The organism is Pediococcus sp. M21F004, from assembly GCF_051122535.1.
GTDB lineage: Bacteria > Bacillota > Bacilli > Lactobacillales > Lactobacillaceae > Pediococcus > Pediococcus inopinatus.
Map to the genome: position 1 here is coordinate 428,610 of NZ_CP177314.1, position 22,745 is coordinate 451,354.

20 protein-coding genes and 1 other RNA gene are annotated in these 22,745 nt (G+C 39.1%); 9 read left to right on the forward strand and 12 right to left on the reverse strand.

All coding sequences use genetic code 11. The features are described 5' to 3' along the window. Positions 1–4 precede the first annotated feature (4 nt). From ACLHK8_RS02230 to ACLHK8_RS02255, 6 genes are all read right to left on the reverse strand, one after another. The gene (locus tag ACLHK8_RS02230; RefSeq protein ID WP_063697565.1) at positions 5–409 is read right to left on the reverse strand and encodes an EbsA family protein; all 405 of its coding nucleotides are present in this window, start codon (positions 407–409) and stop codon (positions 5–7) included. Positions 410–417: 8 nt separating this feature from the next. Continuing rightward, entirely contained in the window at positions 418–1,536 is a 1,119-nt protein-coding gene (locus tag ACLHK8_RS02235; RefSeq protein ID WP_197460022.1) for an NAD(P)/FAD-dependent oxidoreductase, read from the reverse strand. After that, the gene (locus ACLHK8_RS02240; RefSeq protein ID WP_063697446.1) at positions 1,523–2,680 is read right to left on the reverse strand and encodes a THUMP domain-containing class I SAM-dependent RNA methyltransferase; all 1,158 of its coding nucleotides are present in this window, start codon (positions 2,678–2,680) and stop codon (positions 1,523–1,525) included. Before ACLHK8_RS02240 ends, ACLHK8_RS02235 begins: the two co-directional genes overlap by 14 nt. Before the next feature lie 80 nt (positions 2,681–2,760). After that, positions 2,761–3,135: RNase P RNA component class B (gene rnpB / locus ACLHK8_RS02245), an RNA gene on the reverse strand. Positions 3,136–3,147: 12 nt separating this feature from the next. Further along, the gene (gene gpsB, locus ACLHK8_RS02250) at positions 3,148–3,489 is read right to left on the reverse strand and encodes a cell division regulator GpsB (protein WP_057772978.1); all 342 of its coding nucleotides are present in this window, start codon (positions 3,487–3,489) and stop codon (positions 3,148–3,150) included. Positions 3,490–3,548: 59 nt separating this feature from the next. Further along, the gene (locus ACLHK8_RS02255; protein WP_063697436.1) at positions 3,549–4,118 is read right to left on the reverse strand and encodes a DUF1273 domain-containing protein; all 570 of its coding nucleotides are present in this window, start codon (positions 4,116–4,118) and stop codon (positions 3,549–3,551) included. 87 nt (positions 4,119–4,205) lie between these two features. On the opposite strand from ACLHK8_RS02255, the gene recU reads away from it, so the two are divergent. Both recU and ACLHK8_RS02265 read left to right on the forward strand, forming a co-directional pair. Then, positions 4,206–4,841 (forward strand): Holliday junction resolvase RecU, encoded by a 636-nt coding sequence (gene recU, locus ACLHK8_RS02260; protein ID WP_063697434.1) that lies wholly within the window; start codon positions 4,206–4,208, stop codon positions 4,839–4,841. Further along, positions 4,831–7,107, forward strand: a complete 2,277-nt coding sequence (locus tag ACLHK8_RS02265; protein ID WP_063697432.1) for a PBP1A family penicillin-binding protein — start codon at positions 4,831–4,833, stop codon at positions 7,105–7,107. Before recU ends, ACLHK8_RS02265 begins: the two co-directional genes overlap by 11 nt. 71 nt (positions 7,108–7,178) lie before the next feature. On the opposite strand, the gene ACLHK8_RS02270 is transcribed toward ACLHK8_RS02265, so the two are convergent. From ACLHK8_RS02270 to ACLHK8_RS02285, 4 genes are all read right to left on the reverse strand, one after another. After that, a complete protein-coding gene (locus ACLHK8_RS02270; protein WP_057772970.1) occupies positions 7,179–7,904 on the reverse strand; it encodes a DnaD domain protein in 726 nt (241 codons plus the stop codon). A gap of 21 nt (positions 7,905–7,925) precedes the next feature. After that, the gene (asnS, locus tag ACLHK8_RS02275; RefSeq protein ID WP_057772968.1) at positions 7,926–9,227 is read right to left on the reverse strand and encodes an asparagine--tRNA ligase; all 1,302 of its coding nucleotides are present in this window, start codon (positions 9,225–9,227) and stop codon (positions 7,926–7,928) included. Between the two features lie 28 nt (positions 9,228–9,255). Further along, positions 9,256–9,750: a DUF5590 domain-containing protein gene (locus ACLHK8_RS02280; protein ID WP_057772966.1), complete on the reverse strand. Its 495-nt coding sequence runs from the start codon at positions 9,748–9,750 to the stop codon at positions 9,256–9,258. Positions 9,751–9,814: 64 nt separating this feature from the next. After that, positions 9,815–12,688: a helicase C-terminal domain-containing protein gene (locus ACLHK8_RS02285; protein WP_057772963.1), complete on the reverse strand. Its 2,874-nt coding sequence runs from the start codon at positions 12,686–12,688 to the stop codon at positions 9,815–9,817. 320 nt (positions 12,689–13,008) lie between these two features. Here ACLHK8_RS02285 and mvk point away from each other — a divergent pair, with 320 nt between their 5' ends. From mvk to fni, 4 genes are read left to right on the forward strand one after another with little or no spacing between them, the layout of a single operon-like run. Beyond that, on the forward strand, positions 13,009–13,959 hold the full coding sequence (mvk, locus tag ACLHK8_RS02290) for a mevalonate kinase (RefSeq protein ID WP_057772961.1): 951 nt from the start codon (positions 13,009–13,011) through the stop codon (positions 13,957–13,959). Continuing rightward, positions 13,959–14,924, forward strand: a complete 966-nt coding sequence (gene mvaD / locus ACLHK8_RS02295) for a diphosphomevalonate decarboxylase (RefSeq protein ID WP_057772960.1) — start codon at positions 13,959–13,961, stop codon at positions 14,922–14,924. The genes mvk and mvaD overlap by 1 nt, the downstream gene beginning before the upstream one ends. 40 nt (positions 14,925–14,964) lie before the next feature. Continuing rightward, complete coding sequence (locus ACLHK8_RS02300; protein ID WP_063697430.1) at positions 14,965–16,041, forward strand: phosphomevalonate kinase; 1,077 nt, start codon at positions 14,965–14,967, stop codon at positions 16,039–16,041. A 12-nt stretch (positions 16,042–16,053) separates the two neighbouring features. Further along, the gene (gene fni, locus ACLHK8_RS02305; protein ID WP_057772958.1) at positions 16,054–17,094 is read left to right on the forward strand and encodes a type 2 isopentenyl-diphosphate Delta-isomerase; all 1,041 of its coding nucleotides are present in this window, start codon (positions 16,054–16,056) and stop codon (positions 17,092–17,094) included. 51 nt (positions 17,095–17,145) lie between these two features. Here the strand turns inward: fni and ACLHK8_RS02310 are convergent, their stop codons facing one another. Beyond that, positions 17,146–18,501 carry an RsmB/NOP family class I SAM-dependent RNA methyltransferase gene (locus tag ACLHK8_RS02310; RefSeq protein WP_063697557.1) on the reverse strand — a complete coding sequence of 452 codons (1,356 nt, stop codon included), beginning with the start codon at positions 18,499–18,501 and terminating at the stop codon, positions 17,146–17,148. Positions 18,502–18,603: 102 nt separating this feature from the next. Between ACLHK8_RS02310 and ACLHK8_RS02315 the strand changes: the two genes are divergently transcribed. After that, positions 18,604–19,416, forward strand: a complete 813-nt coding sequence (locus tag ACLHK8_RS02315; RefSeq protein WP_057772957.1) for a Cof-type HAD-IIB family hydrolase — start codon at positions 18,604–18,606, stop codon at positions 19,414–19,416. A gap of 57 nt (positions 19,417–19,473) precedes the next feature. Here the strand turns inward: ACLHK8_RS02315 and ACLHK8_RS02320 are convergent, their stop codons facing one another. After that, on the reverse strand, positions 19,474–19,680 hold the full coding sequence (locus tag ACLHK8_RS02320) for a 2-hydroxymuconate tautomerase (RefSeq protein ID WP_269084002.1): 207 nt from the start codon (positions 19,678–19,680) through the stop codon (positions 19,474–19,476). 99 nt (positions 19,681–19,779) lie between these two features. Between ACLHK8_RS02320 and ACLHK8_RS02325 the strand changes: the two genes are divergently transcribed. Then, on the forward strand, positions 19,780–21,210 hold the full coding sequence (locus ACLHK8_RS02325; RefSeq protein WP_063697427.1) for a C69 family dipeptidase: 1,431 nt from the start codon (positions 19,780–19,782) through the stop codon (positions 21,208–21,210). A 23-nt stretch (positions 21,211–21,233) separates the two neighbouring features. Beyond that, complete coding sequence (gene yjeM / locus ACLHK8_RS02330) at positions 21,234–22,727, forward strand: glutamate/gamma-aminobutyrate family transporter YjeM (protein WP_063697425.1); 1,494 nt, start codon at positions 21,234–21,236, stop codon at positions 22,725–22,727. Positions 22,728–22,745: the final 18 nt, after the last annotated feature.

Here is a 22,745-nt window from a genome sequence, read left to right on the forward strand (position 1 = left end):
TTATCTACCTCATAAGTTCTTGTTGACTTTTATTAATTATTTGAAGGATTGCTTTTCTTTGTTTTTTCGTCAGATAAAAGCGACGAGTTCCTGAGTTGTATATAAATTCGATTCCAATTTTGGTTTCTCGTATGGAACTTAAAGCATCAATATTAATAACCAACCAATTTTTTTGCAGTGTTCGATTAATGATGAGTTGCTTATTTTGTATAAAAATGGTTCGAGTTAAAGTTTGAACTAAAATTACCACAATGAACAAGACAAAGAATAGGGCCGTGATCCAATTAAAATGTGTCACTTCAAGCCAAAAAATCACTCCCATGATTAGAATCAAGAGTGTCCACGACCATGATGAAATACTTGCCAAAAAAGCTGGTTGATAATAAAAGCGAGATTTAGATGATTCCATATTGCTCACTATCCTTTCTCATGAACGTAATTTGAAATTTCTTTTTCATAATTCGAGAACAAATGAGGTGATTCTAATAAAGAAACCATCAGTTTAGCAATTAGAGGACCAGTGGTTAAACCTGACGATCCTAATCCAGATGCAACGAGGATGTGCTGACTATTTGCCAGCCACCCAAAAAATGGCGCAAAATCGTCTGTAAAAGCCCGCATACCAACTCTAGTGCCAACCAGGTCCTTCTCCTTTAAATTATTATCGATTCGCATGGCACTTGTTAATAATTCATGTAATGCAGCCTCAGTAAAATCCGTTTTATTCTCTGGATTATTTTCATGTGTAGCACCAATAATTAATTTACCATGTCCAAGTGGCATGAAATCTTTTTCTCCTTCTGGCATGAGGACTGGTGCAGATATGTCAGTTGGATATTTTGGAACAGCCAATTCAATCAGTTGTCCTTTTTGAGGGTGTACAAGAACTTCATAATTTAATGAATCAAGTAACTCATTAATTCCAGATCCGGCACAAACAAAAATATAATCGAAGGTTTTTTCCTTTTCATCCATTAAAACCGTTTGTTCATTAACAAGTTTCACTTGGTTATTTATAACTTTTAAACCATGTTTTTCACCGAGCTTTAGTAAATGGCTAACAAACCGATCACCATCAATGCGCGCACCACCACTTATAAAGATGTCTTCAAGGTCAGCTGTTACAAGGGGCAAAAGATGACGAATATTTTCAGCGTTCACCCGCTTGATTTCTCCCATCTCAGGAGCTGACTCTCGCCTTTTTAGCGCAAGCTGTTCTAGCTCGTCTACATCAGCTGGTTGTTTTCGAGTTACGATGGTACCTGACTTTAAATACGTATCAGGTTCCATTTGTGTTTCCTCAGCTAATTCAGAAATGTAGGCAGCACCATCTTTTGCTAAAGCGTACCACTGACGATTACGGCGTTTGGATAACCAAGGAGATATAATTCCGGCCGCAGCTTTGGTTGCCTGGTACTCACCAGAATCATACAAGGTTACCGCATATTTAGATTCTTTACTTAATAAATAAGCCGCAGTGGCGCCAACAATTCCGCCACCTATAATCGCAACTTTTTTCATTTTACTTTTTTTCACGCTTTCCGTCATGGTGCCAAATTGGTTTTCCCCAATACTGGAATAAATCCGTTCTTAAGGCACCATTATACAGTTTTCGCCGCTTCGTTGAACGAGATCCATAGAATTGTTCGAATTCTAAATCACTAGTTAAGATGTATTTACTCCAAGTTGAAAGTGGTTTATATGTTTGACCCATCTCCCGATACAATTTACGAACACTTTGTTGATCACTCAAACGTTGTCCATAAGGAGGGTTGGCCACTATAACGCCATTCAACTTGTCAGTCTTAAAATCTTTTACAGCTAACTGTTTAAAGGAAACAACATCTCCCAAACCAGCCTCAATGGCATTTTTCTTAGCAATATCTACCATATTTTGATCGATATCATAGCCTGTAATATCGAGTTTAGCATCATAATCAGCTTTTTCATCTGCTTCATCACGTAATTGTTCACTGACACTTGCAGGAACCCAATCCCATTTTTCGCAAATGAAATTACGATTAAATCCTGGTGCTATATTTTGACCAATAAGTGCGGCCTCAATGGCAATTGTTCCTGAACCGCAGACAGGATCAACAAATGGCATGTCTGATTTCCAACTGGTCAGCATAACTAAAGCTGCTGCCATGTTTTCTTTCATTGGTGCGCCACCCTTACCAATCCGGTAACCCCTTTTAAATAGGCTGTCACCAGTGGTATCGAGGGTTAGCTGTACCTGGTCCTTGTTAATCGCAACTTCAAGAGGATACACTGCCCCTGTCTCAGGCAAACGGGTTCTTCGATGATAAGTCTCTGAAAGTTGATTAACGATCGCCTTTTTTACAATTGCCTGTGCATCTGGCACACTGTGCAATTGTGAATTTCTAGAACGACCTTCAACTGGAAAACTCGCATCAATGGGCAATAATTTATCCCAGCTAACTTTTTTTGTGAGTTCAAATAGATCATCAAACGTCTTCGCTTCAAATTCACTCACAATAATCTTTACACGATCCGCTGTTCTTAACCACAGATTTGTGCGCAAAATATCCTCAATTGTCCCTTCAAAACGAACTCGTCCGTTCTCAACTTGAACGTCATATCCTAAATCGCGTAGTTCTCTACCGACCAACGCTTCAATCCCACTTGCACATGTTGCCATTAATTCAAATTTTTGCATATTTTCACCTTTTATATTTTTAATCTAAAAAAAACTAGGATAAAAGCGAACTTCTACCCTAGTCTCCCTGAAATGTAAATCTCTATAAGCCATGTTTTGTCCAAAATGAATTTTCAGGTGCAATTCAAATTTGGGTAATCATCTATCTCCAAGCGTTAACGCTTGCCCCCACATTTAGTTCAATTCCAGATGTGAAGCGCCCCTACCAATGTTTGGGTTGCCCGCTCGTGGGGTTTACCGCGTTCCATCAATATGATTTCTCACATTGCAACGTTTCTGTGGCACCTTAGGGAACATGAGAGCATAGCCGAAACCTTAGCTCTGTATTCCGCCGTTATCTCATACGAGATACCTCAGCTTATTTTTTCACCGAGCGCGAACACTACAAGCATCTCAGCTTGTGCGGGCATGGACTTTCCTCAGCCTGCATAAGCAGACCGCAATTACCCGAGATTTACAAATTGTAATTAAATTCGATGTGATTCGTTTTCCCCATTATCAAGCTGGGAACCAAACACACGACGTTCTAAATTCGAAAGACGTTTTAGAATATCCATGTTAGTCGCATTGCTAACTGGTTGTACGCTAGAAGTTGTTTTACCAACTGAAACTTGTTTTGTTAATTCATCAATCTTATCGCGTAATCTTTCATTCTCATCCTTTAACTGTTGGATGTTTTTCTGAAAGCTCTCATAATCCTTGATGACGTTATCTAAATAAGTATCAACATCTGCTGGATCGTAGCCACGCATCTTAGGTTTAAATTCTTTTTGCAAAATATCTTTTGGAGTAAGATTTAAGTTATCCATATTTAACACCTCATAATTATTGTAATCTCCGCGTAACACGTATTCCATTGTATCAGACTTTAATCTAAATTAAAACTATTGTTCTGACTTTCTTCATATTCATTTGCGGCATCCTGGAGATCATCGAAATCAATCAGCTCTAATGGATAAGGATGATTCTCTTGCCATTTCTGAATAACTTCGTAATCATATTTACTTTTTCCTGGATGCTCAGGGTCATAAAGGAGGATCGCCTGATCAGTATGGGTTAACATAAAATGCTGATACGTCCGTAACTGCCGTGGTGACTGGTATGGAGAATGGCTCACACTGTCTGTAAAGTCAGCTTTTGTTAAGATTCCAGAAAGTTTTGCTTGATTGTTTTCATTCCATTGATTCCCAAACTCGGTAAATGGCAACATCACTGCTATTTTAAATTCAGGATAAGTTGGTTTTAGCTGGGCCCCTGCTTCAATAGCCCACTGTTCAACGCCTAATTGAGCTCCGGTAATTAACCAAGTAGCACCAGATTCGATTTGATTTTTTAATAACTGTTTTAAAACAAGTGTGATTATTTTTAATTTTGGATCATCATCCTTAAAAATTTCTAATTCATAGTTACGATATCCGGTAATCCATATGCGACTCATATTGAATCCTCCAAATTTTAAGAATATATTTCAAACGGTTTTGTCTTTACATCTATAGTATAATATAGAAAATAGGAAGTGATGCAGTTGAACTTTCATTATCCATCTGGAAAAAATTATGTTTCTAGCGGTTCAAACCCACAACAACATATAAAAAAGATCCCCACTCAATTTGGAAAACGTGGTATGTCGCTAGAAGATGAACTCAACGAAAGTAATCAGTTCTATCTTTCACACGGAAAAGCAGTTATTCATAAAAAGCCAACCCCCATCCAAATTGTCAAAGTGGATTATCCGAAGCGAAGCGCTGCTGTTATTAAAGAGGCTTATTTCAGGCAAGCATCCACAACAGATTATAACGGTGTTTATAAAGGATATTATCTAGACTTCGATGCTAAAGAAACAAAAAATAAAACTGCATTTCCACTTGATAACTTTCATGAACATCAAATTAATCACATGAAAGCTTGTCTCAATGCTGGTGGCATTTGTTTCACAGTTATTAAGTTCGTGGAACTTGATCAAATTTTCCTACTTTCGGCCACAAATCTTTTTTTCTATTGGGATCAACAAAAAACGGGTGGTAGAAAGTCCATTCCACTCAATTATGTAAAAAAACATGGCTACTTAATCAATTACCATTTGAATCCACTTATTCCCTATTTGGATGCTGTGGATGCCCTGTTGATTAAGAAACACGAAGGAGAACACAATGCAAAGTAATAATCATAACTCTGATAATAATCAGGAACACCGCACACAACATTCGCAGCTAACCTCCCCACCTCATCGACGGAGATCCATTTTTATTCGGATCATACTGTGGCTTTTTAGTCTGTTTATTATAGCCTTAATCGCTGGAGCTGGTCTGTTTATGTATTACGCAAAAGATGCTCCCAGCATTTCCGAGAAACAACTATCTAGTGATGAGGCTACCGTTATTTACGATAAAAGTGGGAAGGTAATTAGTCGGCTTGGTGCTCAAGATCGAGATTATGTAAAAGCTGACGAAATTCCCAAAACACTAAAAAGTGCAGTTGTTTCTATAGAGGATAAACGTTTCTATAAGAATAATGGTGTTGACCCAGTGCGAATTTTAGGAGCTACTTTCGCTAACATCTCTGGATCATCATTAGGCTTACAAGGAGCCAGCACACTTACTCAGCAACTGGTCAAACTTTCAGTTTTCTCAACTTCTGCCAAAGACCGAACACTCCGGGTTAAGGCACAAGAAGCGTGGTTAGCAATTCAAGTTGACAAAAAATATTCAAAAGATAAAATTCTAGAGTTTTACATTAACAAAGTTTATATGGGTAATGGTATCTATGGAATGGGAACTGCAGCCAAGTATTATTATGGAAAATCTCTTTCTAAATTGACACTTGCTCAGATGGCATTACTTGCAGGTATGCCACAAGCCCCAACTTCTTATGACCCAATCAAATATCCAAAATATGCCCTTTCGAGAAGAAATACTGTATTGCAAGCCATGGTTAACAACAATGTCATTACAAAATCACAAGCTACCACAGCTAGCAATACGAATATTAAAACTGGTTTGGCAAAGAACCCAAGCGTTTCTGGTTCCTCAACAGTCAACAGTAAAGTGGTTGACGCTTATCTAAAACAAGTTATTAGTTCTGTTGAAGCTAAGGGATTTAACCCATATACTGATGGCATGAAAATCTATACTAATTTAGACCTTGCGGCACAAAAACATCTTTACGAAATCGGTAATACCAGTAATTATGTTCAGTATCCGGATTCTAAATTCCAGCTTGGCGTATCCGTTACCAATCCTAATAATGGTAAAGTAGTTGCTATGCTCGGTGGACGTCAAACTGGCAATGTAACCTACGGATTAAACCGGGCAGTTCAAACAGATCGAAGTAGTGGTTCAACCTCTAAACCGCTGATGGATTACGGTCCGGCTATTCAATACTTGAATTGGCCAACAAGCCGAAAAGTAAAAGATGAATCTTTCACCTATCCAGGCACAAACATTAAATTATATGATTTTGATAAACAATATCAAGGTAAGATAACGATGCGTTCAGCTCTTGTCCAATCACGAAACATTCCTGCAATTCGTACTTTACAAGATGTTGGAATTAGTAAGGCTACTACCTTCCTGAGTAGATTGGGAATTTCTCAGAAATCAACTTATTCATTACAAAACGGAATTGGCCTATATATATCTCCTCTTCAAGAATCTGCGGCTTATGCAGCATTTGCTAACGGTGGAACTTATTATAAGCCATACTACGTAAACAAAATTGTCACTCAAAGTGGTAAAACTTATCATTACTCTAGCAAGGGTAAGCGGGCCATGAGTAAGGCCACTGCTTACATGATTACTGACATGTTAAAAGGTGTCATATCAAGTTCAACAGGAACTGGGACTACCGCTAATATTTCCGGACTGTATCAAGCAGGAAAATCAGGAACCACTGCCTATCCATCTGATATTGCGGATAATTACCCTAGTTCAGCTTCAATGGATGCTTGGTTTACTGGTTATACGCGTCATTACAGTATGGCTGTATGGACTGGATATGATCATCAAAATACAGCTTCAGGATTCTTAAGTGAACAAGAAACGGTCCTCTCTCAACAAATTTACAGAAGTATGATGAGCTACTTATCAACATATGTCACAAACGAAGACTGGGTAAAACCTTCAAGCGTGACGGAGAAAACAGTCAATGGGGTTAAAGAACTTTTCAAGACCAATTCCAGTTATAGTTCATCAGGAACTAGCGATGATTACTCACAAAATAATTCATCCAGCAGTTCAAGTACGCCTTTTACGACTAGCAGAGATACTTCAGCAAGTAGTAGTAGCAACAGTAACAGTAGCAATAGTAGTTCTAATAGCAGTTCTATTACTAGTTCAAGTTCATCTGGCTCAAGTAGTTCAAGTTCATCTAGTGTAAGTTCTAGCTCAAGTACGGAATCTACTTCTTCTAGTAGCAGTAGTAAAGAATAACTAGTACAAAAAAATTCACCTCTTCGCCTATCTAATCAGAAATGATTGGATAAAACGAAGAGGTGAATTTTTTATTTGTTTTGATCTGAAATTTTATAAATTGGAATCTTAGGACCCGTTAAATCTGCTTTTCCTGCGGTGTTATTCGAAGCATCATGATTATCACGAGGTGTTGTTCCTCTTTGACGTTCAGATTCTTTTTGCACCTGTGCAACTGTCGTTAAATGTTTCTTTTCCCAATTTAATAAGATTCGATCCATATACCTCAAACTGTAAGCCTGACTCAAGACTGCTTCTTTTAAGGCCAGTGAAATCAGGTCAGGAGCATAATGGTCGTCTTCTAACCATTGGTTAATGGTTTCAAATTCGATTGGTGAGAGCGGTCGCCCAAATTCTGATTCAATTTTGGCAAAAACATTCTCTCGATCGACTTTATTGGTTTGTTCATTCTTCTCAGTGACGTCATTATCGGCAGACTGCAATAATTTTTCAAAAAGCAGATCAAAATTATATTGATCATAGTTCTGACCATCTGCATGTTTGATAGTTTGAATCTCCATGAGCTTATTTTGAATCAATTCATGAAGCAATTCATAAACCTTAGCTTCGCTCAAACCGGATTCTTGAGCAATCAGCCTGGAACTTGGAAACAAATCACCTTTTGAGCTTTGTTTTTCAATAATTAAGTAAATAACCAGTTCATCGTTAGTCAGCCCAATTTGATGAAAATTGCTCAATAAATAATTAGAGATAACTGTATTGCCAGCTTTGAGAAATTTTCGTGTTAAATCATTCAAAATTGACCCTCCCCATCCTTTTTAAGGATAAAGCCGATGTAACATTCTTGGAAATGGAATGGTCTCTCGCACATGATCTTCCCCTGTAATCCAGGTCAAAGTACGTTCTAAACCTAACCCAAAACCTGAATGAGGAACGGAACCATATTTACGTAGATCTAAATACCACTCGTAATTTTTAGGATCCTGTCCAGACTTTTTAATTTGTTCAACTAAATAATCGTAATCAACTGCTCGTTCGGAACCACCAATAATTTCTCCATAACCTTCAGGAGCAAGTAAATCAGCACAAATAACTAAATCATCCCGAGTTGGATGAGGCTTCATGTAAAAGGCCTTGATAGCTTTTGGATAGTTCAAAACAAAAACAGGTTGCTCGAATTGATCAGCCAAAAATGTCTCTTCAGGTGATCCAAAGTCAACGCCCCATTGTAAGTCTGGAAATTTACCAGATTCTTGGAGCATTTCGATGGCTTTATCATACGTAATTCGTGCATAAGGCAATTTTGTGTACTTCTTCAGAACTTCGATGTCACGCCCTAATGTATTTAGCTCGTATTCACAATGGTCAATAACATTTTGAATTAAAAAGGCCACATAACGCTCTTGAACTTCCAAACTTTGCTCTTGATGCATGAATGCCATTTCGGGTTCAATCATCCAAAACTCAATCAGATGACGTCGTGTTTTGGATTTTTCTGCACGGAAGGTAGGGCCAAATGAAAAGACTTTTCCAAAAGCCATTGCCCCTGCTTCTTCATAGAGTTGTCCACTCTGTGAGAGATATGCTTCCCGATCAAAGTATTTTGTTTTGAATAATTCTGTTGTTCCTTCAGGCGCACTCCCTGTTAAAATTGGAGCATCCATCTTAATGAAACCTTCGTTGTTAAAGAATTCATATGTTGCTCGGATCACTTCATTACGAATCTTCATAATGGCATGTGGCCGTGATGAACGCAGCCAAAGATGTCGATGATCCAATAGAAAATCAATCCCATGTTCCTTGGGTGTAATCGGATAATCTTCACTTTCACCAATGACTTCAATTCCATCAACTTGAATTTCGTATCCAAAATGAGATCGATCGTCTTGATGAATCGTCCCCGTAATCCACATGCTTGTTTCTTGGCGCAGCTTTTTGGCTAATTCAAAAGTTTCTTCACCAACCGCATTTTTTATCACAACCCCTTGAAAAAAGGCCGTTCCATCTCTTAATTGTAAAAAGCTGATTTTTCCACTAGACCGTTTATCTGTCAACCAAACGCCAATTTTAACACGTTCGTCTACATGATCTTTGGAATCAACAATACTAATCTGTTCCAAATCAATATCCTCCTCAAGTTTCTTTTCTTTAGATGTTATTCACGTGTCGAACAACTTCACCATTTTTAAAGTTTAAAGTTTTCAAGCATAATTGTCCAGAGGCATTCATGTATCCAACCTCCCAAACTGGTTTTTTCTTATACATCCCCATCGAAATGGTTGTCACTTTTTTGGGATTATAATTATTCCAAACTTTTTTTAAAACATCATTACGATTGATACCTGCCGACTGTTTGAAGATCCTCACTTTTTTCCCGTTATTGGAAATAATGACATATATCGGTGTGTTCTGCTTGCTAGTTCCTGTAACAGTGTAATAAGTGTCATCGTAACTAGCCCAAGAGAAATCTGTTTCCGTTTTTAAATGGGCGTATTTTTTTGCAATGGCCACCGACTGACTTTTCGCAGAATCAACTGGCTTACGGATTTCATGATAAATAATCGACGTACCACCGACCAAAATAATTACAGCCGCAATAAATATTAAAAACCAATGGCTAGTATGCTTTCTTGAACGTTTCACATTTACAGCTCACTTTCTATTGAATTCAGAACTACAGTAATTATAGCAAATAAATCACCCTATATTAGCGATGTTTTCTAAAGAATTCACTAAGCGACCCGTTTATTTGATTTAAAGGCTGCTTTTCAATCGGCATCCCCTTCGGCAAACTGTGTAACATCGTTTTCCCATAACTCTTGTCGATAATCCTTCGATCTAAAATCACGGCGGCACCGTAATCTTTTTCTGATCGAATTAATCGCCCAATGCCTTGCTTAAGCCGGAGAATACTCCTGGGAAGCAATGTTGATATAAATGGATTTCGATGAGCTTGCTGGTGAATTTTTGTTTCGGCTTTTGTAAAGATGTCATCAGGCGAATCAAATGGTAATCTCGTTATGATCAAGAGATCCAGTTGGCCGTTGGATAAATCCATCCCTTCCCAAAAGCTTGCCGCACCAAACAAGATACCGGTAGAACTTGACATAAACTCTCTTGTTAGTTTCGATTTGGTGCCATTGACACCTTGCGCAAGTATCTGCCGACGACGACCCAAATCCGTTTTTTGAATGCGATTAAACACATCTTTAATTGTAGCTAGCGAATTAAATAAAACTAATATTTTGCCAGGGGTTGATTTTGCCAATTGATAGATGGCATCAGTCAGATATAGAGCGTATTCGTCTGAACTTATTTCATTAATGAATGGACCATCATTAACAATTTCTAGCAACGCGTTATCCGTAAAATTATAAGGACTACTGTATTTTTTCACAGTTGTCGAATCGCTGGCTAACCCCACTTGATTAAGAAAATACTTCGAGCGACTGTTTGAAAACAGAGTTGCACCAATCAAAGTCGGTTTTTGAAACCATGGATAAACATTTTGATTAATAAAATCGGCACTTTCGATAATGCCTTGTGACAAACTAACACTACCGGCATCATGTTGTGGTCCAACTTGCACCCAATAAAATTTAGTTTCATTATTCAAGTGCTTGGCACCGCTCAGTAACGAATCGAAAATTTGTCTAAAGATTTGCGATTGAATTTCAATTTCTAATTGTTGTGTATTCAATTTAACCCAAGTACGAACCTCTGTTTCCACTAAATTTTGTTGCTGTTTTTCAAGAATCTTATTCAGTGCTTCAAAAGCTAATATTTCTGAAACAAAACTTTCCTGTAAACGTTGAATCATTTCTTGATTAGTCTCAAAAAATTTAGTCAATTCTGAGTAGTTAATCAACCGTTGATAAGGTAAACTGTTGGACTCCATCGGAATTTGATGGGCTAAAAAACGCTTATAGAGCTGTGACTGAATCTCACTAATCTCCTGATTAATCGCTTCAAGTTCATCTGCCATTTGAAAAACATGGAAACTCCCCATTGGATTAGCCTTCACAACCGGCGACCGGTCTATTCCCCTGCTCATTTTTAAATGGCTAACTGCACTATGCGCCATACTCATTAAGTGATTAAAGTCGAGGGTCACCCGATTCTCTTGTAAAATTGTATTCACAAATCGTTGTGCTTCATCAATAACCAGATAAGGCGGCCGGTTCTTGCTTCCTAACAAATCTGCATGCCGCGTGAGAAAAGCATGGTTAGTCACCACAATTTGAGAAAGATGCGCTTTACGAATAACTCTTTGATAGAAATCAATTTCATAAAACGGATTGGTTGCATCCAAACTGGCAATTCCTTGATGACGTACCTCGTTTAGGAGCGGGATCTTGTGGTTGTTAATATGTAGTTCGTCAAGATCCCCAGTTTTTGTATACGTTAGCCAAACCAACAATTTCATCTTAATCAAGCGACTCTGGTTAGCCGGATCACTTTCATTCAATTGTTGAGAAAATTTGGCTAAATCAATATAATGATTACTCCCTTTTACCAAAGTAGCGTCAAGTTGTACAGATAAAATTTTACTTAAAACTGGAATTGTCTTTTCCATTAGCTGCGATTGCAATAGCGTCGTCGTTGAACTAACCACAACTGGTAAATGGTTTTGAAAGGCCAAAAAGACAAACGGCAACAAGTACCCTAGCGTTTTCCCAATCCCAGTTGGCGCTTCAATCACCAACGCTTTGGGAGCATCATTTTGATAATTTGCGTAAATAGCGTTCATAATTCTCGACTGGGCGCTACGCCATCCTAAGTCATTTTTAAAAAGGTCTAATTTGGATTTTTTTGAATGCGGGTAATGCATTAGTTGTTCACTGGTGTCATCAATAATTCTAGTCCGCTGCACCCGCAACACTAAATTTTCTTTGATCATTAAAAAGGCGGGGAGTTTCCCCGGTGATTTTTGCTTTTGCGCGTAAGCCCCTTCAATCAGCGTTGCAGTTTGTCTGGGCAGACTGCCAGACAATTTGTTTAATTGTGCCAACGTTATAAGTGGTAAACCAGATAAACGTTTTTGTAACATAATAAATAACTTCGCAGTTGCTAAAGCATCGCTGTCTGCAGAATGCGGATGCTCATGTTTAATGCCAAAATATCTAGATAAATCACGCAGCCGGTATCCATTTACACTAGGTAACAAGATTTGACTTAGTGTCACAGTATCCACTGCTTCAATAGTCAAGGCTGGATAGCCCACTCTTTCGAATTCATAATTTAAAAAAGGAAAATCAAAGTTCACGTTGTGCGCCACAAAAACAGTATCTGAAAGGAGCCCAAATAAAGTTGGCGCAATATCATCAAACAAAGGTGCTTTTCGCACTCGCCGATTGGTGATCCCCGTCAACTGTTGAATGGCATTTGGAATTGCCATTTCAGGATTAATATCAGTTGCAAAAGTATTTATAATTTTATGATGCTTAATAAATACGCAGCCAATCTGAATGACCCGCTCATTTGCGTTCAAATTGGTGCCTGTAGTCTCAATATCTACGACTGCATATGTTGTATTTGAATCCATATCCTCACCAGTTAACTCATAAGATGTTTGTTCCATATCTTTTATAATACTACATTAACGTCTTGTCATAAATGCCTGTAAATTTCAGTTAACAAAATTTAAAGTAGTCGACCACTATTTTTATTTAGATTTTGTGTAGTCACACCGCCACATCCTCTGCTTTCTTCAAGTTATGCTGGTATTACTAAAAATATGTTAAGATATAAACTTGTTTATAGCGTAAAAAAGTCTAAAAGTTTAATATTAAGCTGAAAAACATTTCTGATCCCAACCGATCCAAAACAATTTAGTTAAGAGTTGTTAGTTTAACGGCGTTTCTGATAATAACTTTACAAATTTGAAAGTGAGCGATCGTGTTGTTAAAAACTGCAATTGGAAAAAGTCATGCCAAAATAATTTTTTTTGGTGAACATAGTGTGGTCTATGGCCAGCCTGCCATCTGCTTACCCATCTCCAAAATACAAACGAAAGTAACCATCACCAAAACCAATGCCCCTCAAACGATTCAAAGCCGCTATTTTGATGGGAAGTTGATTGATATGCCTAACAATGAAACTGGCATTCAACTTCTCATTAAAACCATTTTAACTGAGCTACACCAAGAAAACGTTTCCTTTAATATTAAAATTCAAAGTGAAATCCCGTCAGAACGGGGGATGGGATCTTCTGCGGCTACGGCTGTTGCCCTTATTCGCGCCCTATTTCATTTTTTTGAACAGCCCCTTTCTCATTCGGAATTACTCCGTTTAGCAGATGTTTCTGAACAATATATTCACGGAAACCCCAGTGGCTTGGATGCTGCAACTGTTAGCGCTAAGGCCCCCATTTGGTTTATTCGTGGTCGTCGGCTCCAGACGGTGCCAATTACTAAAAATGCGTTCCTTGTGATTGCCGACACGGGCATCTTAGGTCAGACTGGTTTAGCCGTCCAACACGTCAAATCTCAGCTTGCTTCTTCAACTAGTGCCGAAACCGCCATTGAAAGATTGGGAGAAAATGCCAAATCAGCCCGTGAGTGCTTAACCACCGGTAATTTCAAAAAACTGGGCACCTTAATGAATAATTCGCAAAATCTGTTGGCTAAACTAGGTGTTAGTCATCCGACTTTAGATCTTTTTGCCCAGTTAGCCATCACCAATGGGGCCTTAGGAGCCAAGCTAACTGGTGGTGGCATGGGTGGCTGTTTAATTGCTTTAACCCAGGACAAAAAGACCGCTCAGCAAGTCGCTGACATTTTAATTAAGAATGGTGCAGTAAATACTTGGATTGAACCACTCAAAAGCCCAGATCATAAAGGAGCTCAATAATGATAACCGCTCGTGCACATACTAATATTGCTTTTCTAAAATACTGGGGGAAAAAAAACGTTAAGCTTATTCTTCCGTACAATGACAGTATCTCGCTTACCCTAGACCGTTTTTATACAGATACTTCTGTCGATTTTGATCAATCCTTAGATCACGATGAAATCTTCGTTGATGAGAAGCCTTTGACTGGTTCAGGTGTTAAGCGCGTCAAAAATGTTTTAGATTTAGTTCGTCATCTAAGTGGGATTTCAAATTTTGCAAAAGTACAGTCTACCAATCACGTACCTTCCACTGCCGGTTTAGCTTCTTCTGCTTCTGCATTTGCAGCCTTAGCAGCTGCGTCCACAAAAGCGGCTGGGCTAAACTTATCTAATCGTCAATTATCGATCATAGCTCGCCATGGTTCTGGATCCGCATCACGCTCCATTTTTGGTGGTTTTGTCCAGTGGCATGCTGGCCATGATGACCAAAGTTCTTATGCAGAACCCATTCAAGAAAATGTCGATTGGGATATTAATCTCATCACGGTGCTTATAAACACTGCTCAAAAGAAAGTTAGCAGCACCAATGGCATGCAGTCTGTTGTGGAAACCTCCCCTTTCTATCCAGCTTGGGTAAAAAATGCCCAGGCTGACGTAAAACCGATGAAAACGGCCATTCTTAATCAAAATTTAGCAACTTTGGGTGAGCTTGCCGAGCAGAGTGCAATGCGGATGCACGCGACAACGTTTGGTGCCGTTCCCAGTTTCACTTATTTCCAACCGCAAACGCTCGCAATTCTTAGTGCTGTTCGCAACATGCGAAAACAAGGTGTAGAATGTTATAGTACTGTGGACGCGGGGCCAAACGTTAAGATTATCTGTGCTTCTTCTGATAACGAATTTATCATGCACGAGCTTAACCAAATTGTGAGTGCAAAACAACTAGTCGTTTGCAAACCGGGCCCAGGCATCACATACCTATAAAAAATAAAAAACAATTTAAATGTTGAAGGGACTTGATTCATTGATTACGGTGAAAGCACCTGGAAAACTTTACATCGCAGGAGAGTACGCAGTTGTTGAATCAGGATATCCAGCGATTATTGTGGCGCTAAATCAGTTTGTAACAGCGTCAATTGAAAAAACTGAAAATATTGGCCGAATCGTTTCTGAACAATACCATGAAAATTCTATTCTTTGGCGACGTGAAGGTTCCAAAATGATTTTTGATAATCGTGATAATCCATTCCACTACATTCTTTCTGCAATCACCATTACGGAAGAATATGCAAGCAATCTCCACAAAGATCTCGGTCTATACAATCTTTATATTAATAGTGACCTTGATAGCTCAGATGGGAAAAAATACGGGTTAGGCAGTTCTGCTGCCGTTACCGTCGCCACGATTAAAGCTTTGGCAAAGTTCTACCACCTGCCATTAACTAAAGATATCCTCTTTAAGTTAGCTGCAATTGCCCATTTTGATGTGCAAGGCAATGGTTCATTAGGTGACATTGCTGCTAGTGTTTATGGTGGCTGGATTGCCTATCATTCTTTTAATCGTGATTGGCTCTCTGCACAACGTCGACAAACAACGTTAATGGACTTGCTAAACAAAACCTGGCCAGGACTCAATATTGAATTGTTGACACCCCCTGCTGATCTTAAGTTAATGATTGGCTGGACAGGCTCCCCGGCATCTACTTCCCACTTGGTGGATAAAGTAGCGATGGGTAAGGTCAAAGACCAACGCGAATATCAAGTTTTTCTAGAAGAAAGTAAAAATTGTCTTAAAGAAATGGTCAAAGGGTTTCATGATCAATCGATTGCGGTTATTCAAAACCAATTGCGCATTAATCGTAAAATCCTCAAAAAACTCAGTGATTTTAGTAAAGTTTTGATCGAAACCCCTACCCTAAAAGAAATGATAAATGACGCCGAAACAGCTGGTGGGGCTGCCAAAAGTTCAGGAGCTGGTGGTGGTGATTGTGGGATTGTCTTAATTGATCGTAATCGTCCCACTGATTCCCTCTTAGCCACATGGCATGATAAAGGTATCGAGCAATTGAAATTTAATGTCCATAATGTAACCGAGCTTTAAGGAGAATTAACTATGAAAGACATTCAGTCTCACCGAAAAGATGAACACGTTTCTTTAGCGGAACATTTTTATCAACCACAGTCTGAAGCCGGGTTTCAGCACATTCGGTTACTGCCGAATGCCCTTCCGGAAATCAATCAAAAACAAGTTAGTCTAAATAGTCAAATGGGGGGGATCTTTACAGATTTCCCTTTTTACATTGAAGCCATGACCGGTGGTAGTGCATATACAGGTAAACTCAATGCTAGCTTAGCCCGGATTGCAAAAGCAACCCACTTACCCATGGCTGTGGGCTCACAAAGTATTGCCCTTCGAGAACCCTCATTACGAGAAACTTTTCAAATTGTTCGTGAAATCAATTCGGATGGGCTGATTATTGCTAACATTGGAGCTAATCATTCCCCAGTTGCGGCTCAAGAAGCAGTTGATATGATTCAGGCTAATTTACTTGAGGTCCATGTGAACGCTATTCAAGAAATGATTATGCCCGAGGGTGATCGTGAATTTAATTGGCTTCAAAATATTGGTGAAATTGTTCAACATGTTTCCGTTCCAGTGATTGTTAAAGAAGTTGGCTTTGGAATGACGAAAGATGCCATGCAAAGCCTACAGGCTGTGGGGGTTCAATTTATCAATGTTGCTGGTCACGGGGGCACTAATTTTGCTAAAATTGAAAATGCTCGCCGCCATGACAAAGCCTATGATTATTTACAAGATCTGGGATTAACCACCGTGGAATCCTTGCTAGAATCACAGGCCTTACAGGACAGCTTAACTATCTATGCTTGTGGCGGCATTCGAACGCCTTTAGACATGGTAAAAGGTTTTGCACTAGGTACTAACATGATTGGAATTGCTGGTACGGTTCTCCATTCGCTTTTGAGAAATGGTGAAAATGACACAATTACACTCATTACTAATTGGCAAACTCAGCTCAAGGATCTTTTAACTATCCAAGGTGCCCAAACCATTCAGCAATTAAACGCAAAGAATCTTATTTTTGATGAATCATTAAGTCATTATTGCAGACAGCGTCAAATCAAACTCTTATAAAACAAAGGGCGTCAGACATTTTTTGTCTGACGCTTTTTGTTACATTTCTATTTATTTGTTAATGCTAAAGCGAAGTTTTTTAGGATAAAAATTTTTGACTACCCCGTTAACTACCTTCCCAAATCCAACGGTTAGTTCATGGCATGTTAACGCGTGCCAGCCATTAGTTACGTCTGAAATACTAAATGTATCACCATGAACATAATCTACCCATTGTTCCTCAGTAATTGGAACTGGCTCTTGAAAATCTTTTGCTTGAAATGCCAATGCTAATGGCAAAGCAGGCTCAAATCGATTTTTCTTAAACATGCCTAGATTAACTCCGGGACGAATCACTTGTAGTTTGCTGAGCTCTGGTAAATCTGTTGGCATTGCATACAAATGCTCTCCAAACGCTAGGAGACGAGAATCCTCAATCGTGATTGATAGCAATTGATCAGCAACTTTGTGCCAATCTTGTCGCTGCAATTTGTTTACATTACTCTTTTGTGGCTTAAGTTCCTTAGTCTTTACATCAGTAATCTGTTTTTGCAGCTGGGCAATAAAATGGCCTTCACCACGCATTTGATGTGGAAAAATTCTGAGGGCCTTAGTTAGTTCTGAATTGCCATCTGCCCACTCCGGACGACCGTCAGCCATCCCTGGATATTTTTTTATCGGCAGCAATTGTAAGTCAGCATATTCCTGTAATAACCAGGCCATATTCTGTTCGTCTTCTTCAGGGGCAAACGTACACGTTGAATAAATTAGTCGGCCGCCTGGCTTCAACATTGCTAAAGCACTTTTTAGAATCTTTTTTTGTCGGTTGGCACAAGATAATGGATATTCAGGCGTCCAATACTGCACAGCCTCATGATCCTTACGAAACATCCCTTCACCAGAACACGGTGCATCAACGACCACAACATCGAAAAATGCAGGAAAATGCTTTTCTAAACTATCAGGAGATTCGTTGGTCATAATCGTATTCTGCAGCCCAAATCGTTCCACATTTTCAGCTAAAATTCCGGCGCGTTTCCGATTAATTTCATTGGAAACTAAAAGTCCTTCTTGATTCATATAGCTTGCCAAATGGGTTGTTTTCCCACCAGGAGCTGCACAAAGATCCAACACACGATCTCCAGGTTTAGGATGTGCAACTTCACCCACGTACATTGCACTAGGCTCTTGGCTATAAATTAGCCCACTTTGGTGATCAATTGTTTTCCCACTTACAGTTCCATAGTAGCCAAACTGACAGTATGAAACTGGATCATTGGTAGCGTGCTCCGTTGGTTGACTCGAACTTTTTAAAGGATTCACCCGAAAGCCCCGCGTTGGTTCTTCATTTAAAGCTTGAAAAAAAGCTGGCGCCTCATCTTTTAAAAGCTGTGTATACTTTTCAATAAAGCCTTTTGGTAATTGCATAATTCCACTCATTTCTAAATTTGATAGCATCCATCCTTAATCTATGTTAATTTAAATTAGGATACATTACTTTTATTATAAAGCTTATTGGAGTTGAATAACATGCCACAAAAATTAATCACCATTGATCTCGACGGAACGACGCTCAATAGTCAAAATCAAGTGTCACCCAAAACTGTTGAAGTAATTCAAAAAGCCACTGCTGCCGGCCATCTTGTTAGTATTGTTACCGGGCGGCCTTACCGAATTTCTGAAGCCATTTACGATCAATTACAGCTGAAAACACCCATGACTAACTTTAATGGGGCTCTTACCCATATTCCCCATCAACACTGGTCCGGTGAGTACAAACGCACCATCAGTAAGGCAATTGTTTTGGATATGATGGCTAATCGTAAAAAACTACAATTAGAAATGATTGCAGCTGAAGGTAAACATACGTACTTAGCGGATCATTTGCCTCCGTCCTCTCTAGGCTTTTTCCCCACCACCTTAAATCAGGACCAATTGCTCTCTAGGAATTCACTTAAACGAAATCCAACTTCCATGGTCCTTTTGGTGGCTCCTAATCAAGAACAAACTGTGCGTAATATTGTCATGCATAACTATGGTCAACAGGTGGATATCGGTGTTTGGGGCGGCCCTAACAGCGTCTTGGAAGTCGTTTCAAAAGGCATTCAGAAAGCCAAGGCCGTTGCCTACATTGCTCGACAATACAATATTGATCGCCAAAACATCATCGCATTTGGGGATGAACATAACGATGCTGAAATGTTGGATTACGTTGGCCGCGGGGTCGCCATGAAAAACGCAACTCCGGTCATCAAAAGTATCGCCAATGACGTAACTGAATTTGATAACGATCATGACGGTCTTGCAAGATATCTCGAAAATTATTTAAATTTAGCCAATTAAATTAGAATTCGAAAAGGAGTAACCCATAAAGGTTGCTCCTTTTCTTGTGACCACTTGTTATTTTTCGTCACTACGCAATACGCCGCCATCACTATAACGATCAGGACGCATCTCGTTTAACACAATGTGAATATGTTCAGCCGGAGCCCCTGTATTCTTAGAAACAGCTGCGGTAACCTCTTTTACTAAGTTTCGTAGCTGATCGGTAGACCGACCTTCAATCAAATCAATATGAACCAATGGCATGTTTATTTTCCTCCTCATTCATTTGATCTATTGTCGCAATATTTTCCATAAATTTCAATCAAAGATTTATGATAAAATAAAAACTGTATATATATTCATTTTCAAGGAGGAAATTTAATGGTAAATCAATCTAATTCGTATTCAGCCTGTACCAGTTTTTTGGCCGGTCGTCTGGCAACTACTGACGGCTCAACTTTAATTGGCCGTAATGAAGACTCACGGGCCGCATGGCCTAAACATTTTGTGGTTCATCCCCATCATGAATACTCTGAAACTCAAATTTTTAAATCAATGGATAATGGTTTCACCCTCAATCTTCCTAAGGTTGCTGGAAAATACACGGCAACTCCCGAGTGGACTGATAAATTTGGATTGTTTGAAGAAGATGGAATCAACGAATTCGGGGTCGCTATGAGTGCCACTGAAAGTGCCTATACGAACAACCAGGCTCTCGGTGCCGATCCACTTGTTGAAAATGGAATTGGCGAAGAAGCGATGGTCACTGTTACTCTCCCCTACATCAAAACTGCTCGTGAAGGCGTAAATTATTTAGGCAACATTATTGAAAAGTATGGAACCTCTGAAACAAACGGAATTCTATTTTCCGATCAGAAAGAGGTTTGGTATATGGAAACGGCAGCCGGTCATCAATGGGTCGCCCAACGGATTCCTGATGATGCCTATGCCGTTGTTGCCAATCAACTTTCAATTCAAGAAATTGATTTCGATGATAATGAGAACTTTATGACCGTTGCCGGCTTAGCTGATTTTGTGACCCAAAATCATTTAAATCCTCAGACCACTGGATTTAATTTCCGCAATATTTTTGGGACCAATGATCTATCCGATGAATTTTACAATAATCCCCGGGTTTGGTACGGACAAAAACTATTGAACCCCCATACTGAACAACAGCCACAAAGTCATGACTTACCTTTTATTCGACGTGCAGAAAAACTGATTCAAGTAGATGACGTCAAACAAGTCTTAAGTTCTCATTTTCAAGGAACGGCTTTTGATCCAATCGGAGTTGGTGATGCTCGGGAACGAACCCAGTATCGGCCAATCAGTTTGGCAAAAACACAAGAATCGCACGTTTTACAAATTCGACCAAATTTGCCCACTGAAATTGCGGGTATTCACTGGTTAGCGATGGGGGTTGCTGCTCAAAGTATTTATATTCCATTTTATGCAGGAATAAAGGATACACCAGCTAATTACAAACGCGGCAGTGAGACCTTCCAACCTGATTCCGCTTATTGGATTTACAAACAAGCTGGTGTTTTGGTGGATACTAACTACTTAGAGTTCGGCTCATTACTTGAAGATGTGCAGGCAAAAGTTAATCAGCAACTCATTTTAAACCTGCATATCAGTGATAAAATGGCTCGCACCCTTGAAGGAAAACAACTAGAGAATTATTTAACCAGTCAGAGCAAACAGAATGCAGATTTGGGACTGCAATCAATGCAAAAGCTTACTGCTCAATTAATCACCAAAATGACTGATTTATCACCACTAAACTTTAAGCAGGATATGAACCTATAATTAAATAAGAGGAAGTAAATATAATGAAAAACACAAAAAAGATCTCAGTTACGGGGTTAATACTGATGATCTTCACATCGATTTTTGGGTTTGCAAACACCACAGTGGCTTTTGACCAAATGGGATATGCAAGCATTATTTGGTACGTCTTGGCAGCATTTCTTTTCTTCTTACCCAGTGGTTTAATGTTCGCGGAGTATGGATCCACCTTTAAAGATGCCAAAGGCGGTATTTATTCCTGGTTGGAACAATCGATTGGCGAAAAACTGGCTTTTATTGGGACTTTTATCTGGCTATCATCTTGGATTATTTGGATGGTTTCCACAGCTTCTAAAGTTTGGATTCCCTTCTCAACCATTTTTGCCGGTCATGATGCCACCCAAAGTTGGCATTTGTTTGGGCTAAGTTCAACCCAAACAATTGGTTTGATGGGAATCTTTTGGATTGTCTTTGTAACTTTCTGTACGACCCGCGGGATGACCTCGATTGCCAAGGTTTCTTCAGTGGGTGGTATTTTTGTGGCTTTACTCAATGTGGTTTTATTTATCGTGAGTTTAAGTATTCTCTTTTTAAATCATGGACAACTAGCCGAACCCTTCAATGGTTTAAGCAGCGTTGTTCATTCTCCTAATCCGTCCTTTACATCACCCATTGCTATGCTCTCATTTATCGTATATGCCGTTTTTGCCTATGGCGGAATGGAATCCATGGGTGGGGTGACAGACAGTCTTAAAAAGCCTGAGAAGACTTTTCCTCGAGGAATCATCATTTCAACTGTTTTTATCGGCATTATGTATGCTTTATCTATTTTCTTATGGGGAATTTCAACTAATTGGCACCAAACGCTCTCAGGACATAACGTCGATTTAGGCAATATTACCTATGTCATGATGAACAATCTTGGTTTTGTATTCGGAAAGGCCTTAGGATTACAACAAGCAACGGCTATTACGTTGGGACAATGGTTCGCCAGATTTGCTGGTTTAGGCATGTTTATGGCCTATCTAGGATCATTTTTTGTCTTAATCTATTCCCCTTTGAAATCTTTTATTCTGGGATCACCAAAGAAATTTTGGCCTGCAAAAGTAACCACATTAAATAAAGCTGGTGTGCCTGCCTTTGCAATGTGGTGTCAAGCTGCTGTGGTTGCTGTTTTTGTTCTTTTTATTTCATTTGGTGGTTCAGACGCTCAGGGATTCTACACGATTCTGACCGATATGGCTAACATTTCAACAACTTTCCCATACCTTTTCTTAATCGGCGCTTTCCCATTTTTCAAACGTCGTCAAGATTTAAATCGTCCGTTTGTCATCTATAAAACAAAATTCAGCGTTTATGCCACAACGATTATTGTCTTGATTGTCCTCATGTTCGGAATTGTGTTTACAGTTGTGGAACCACTGCTACAACACGATTTAAATACTGCCTTTTGGACAGTCATCGGTCCAATCTTATTCGGTGCCATTGCTTGGGGATTTTATGTCGCAAGTGAACATAAAACAAATAAAAAAATTTAAGTACTAAAAAACTATCAA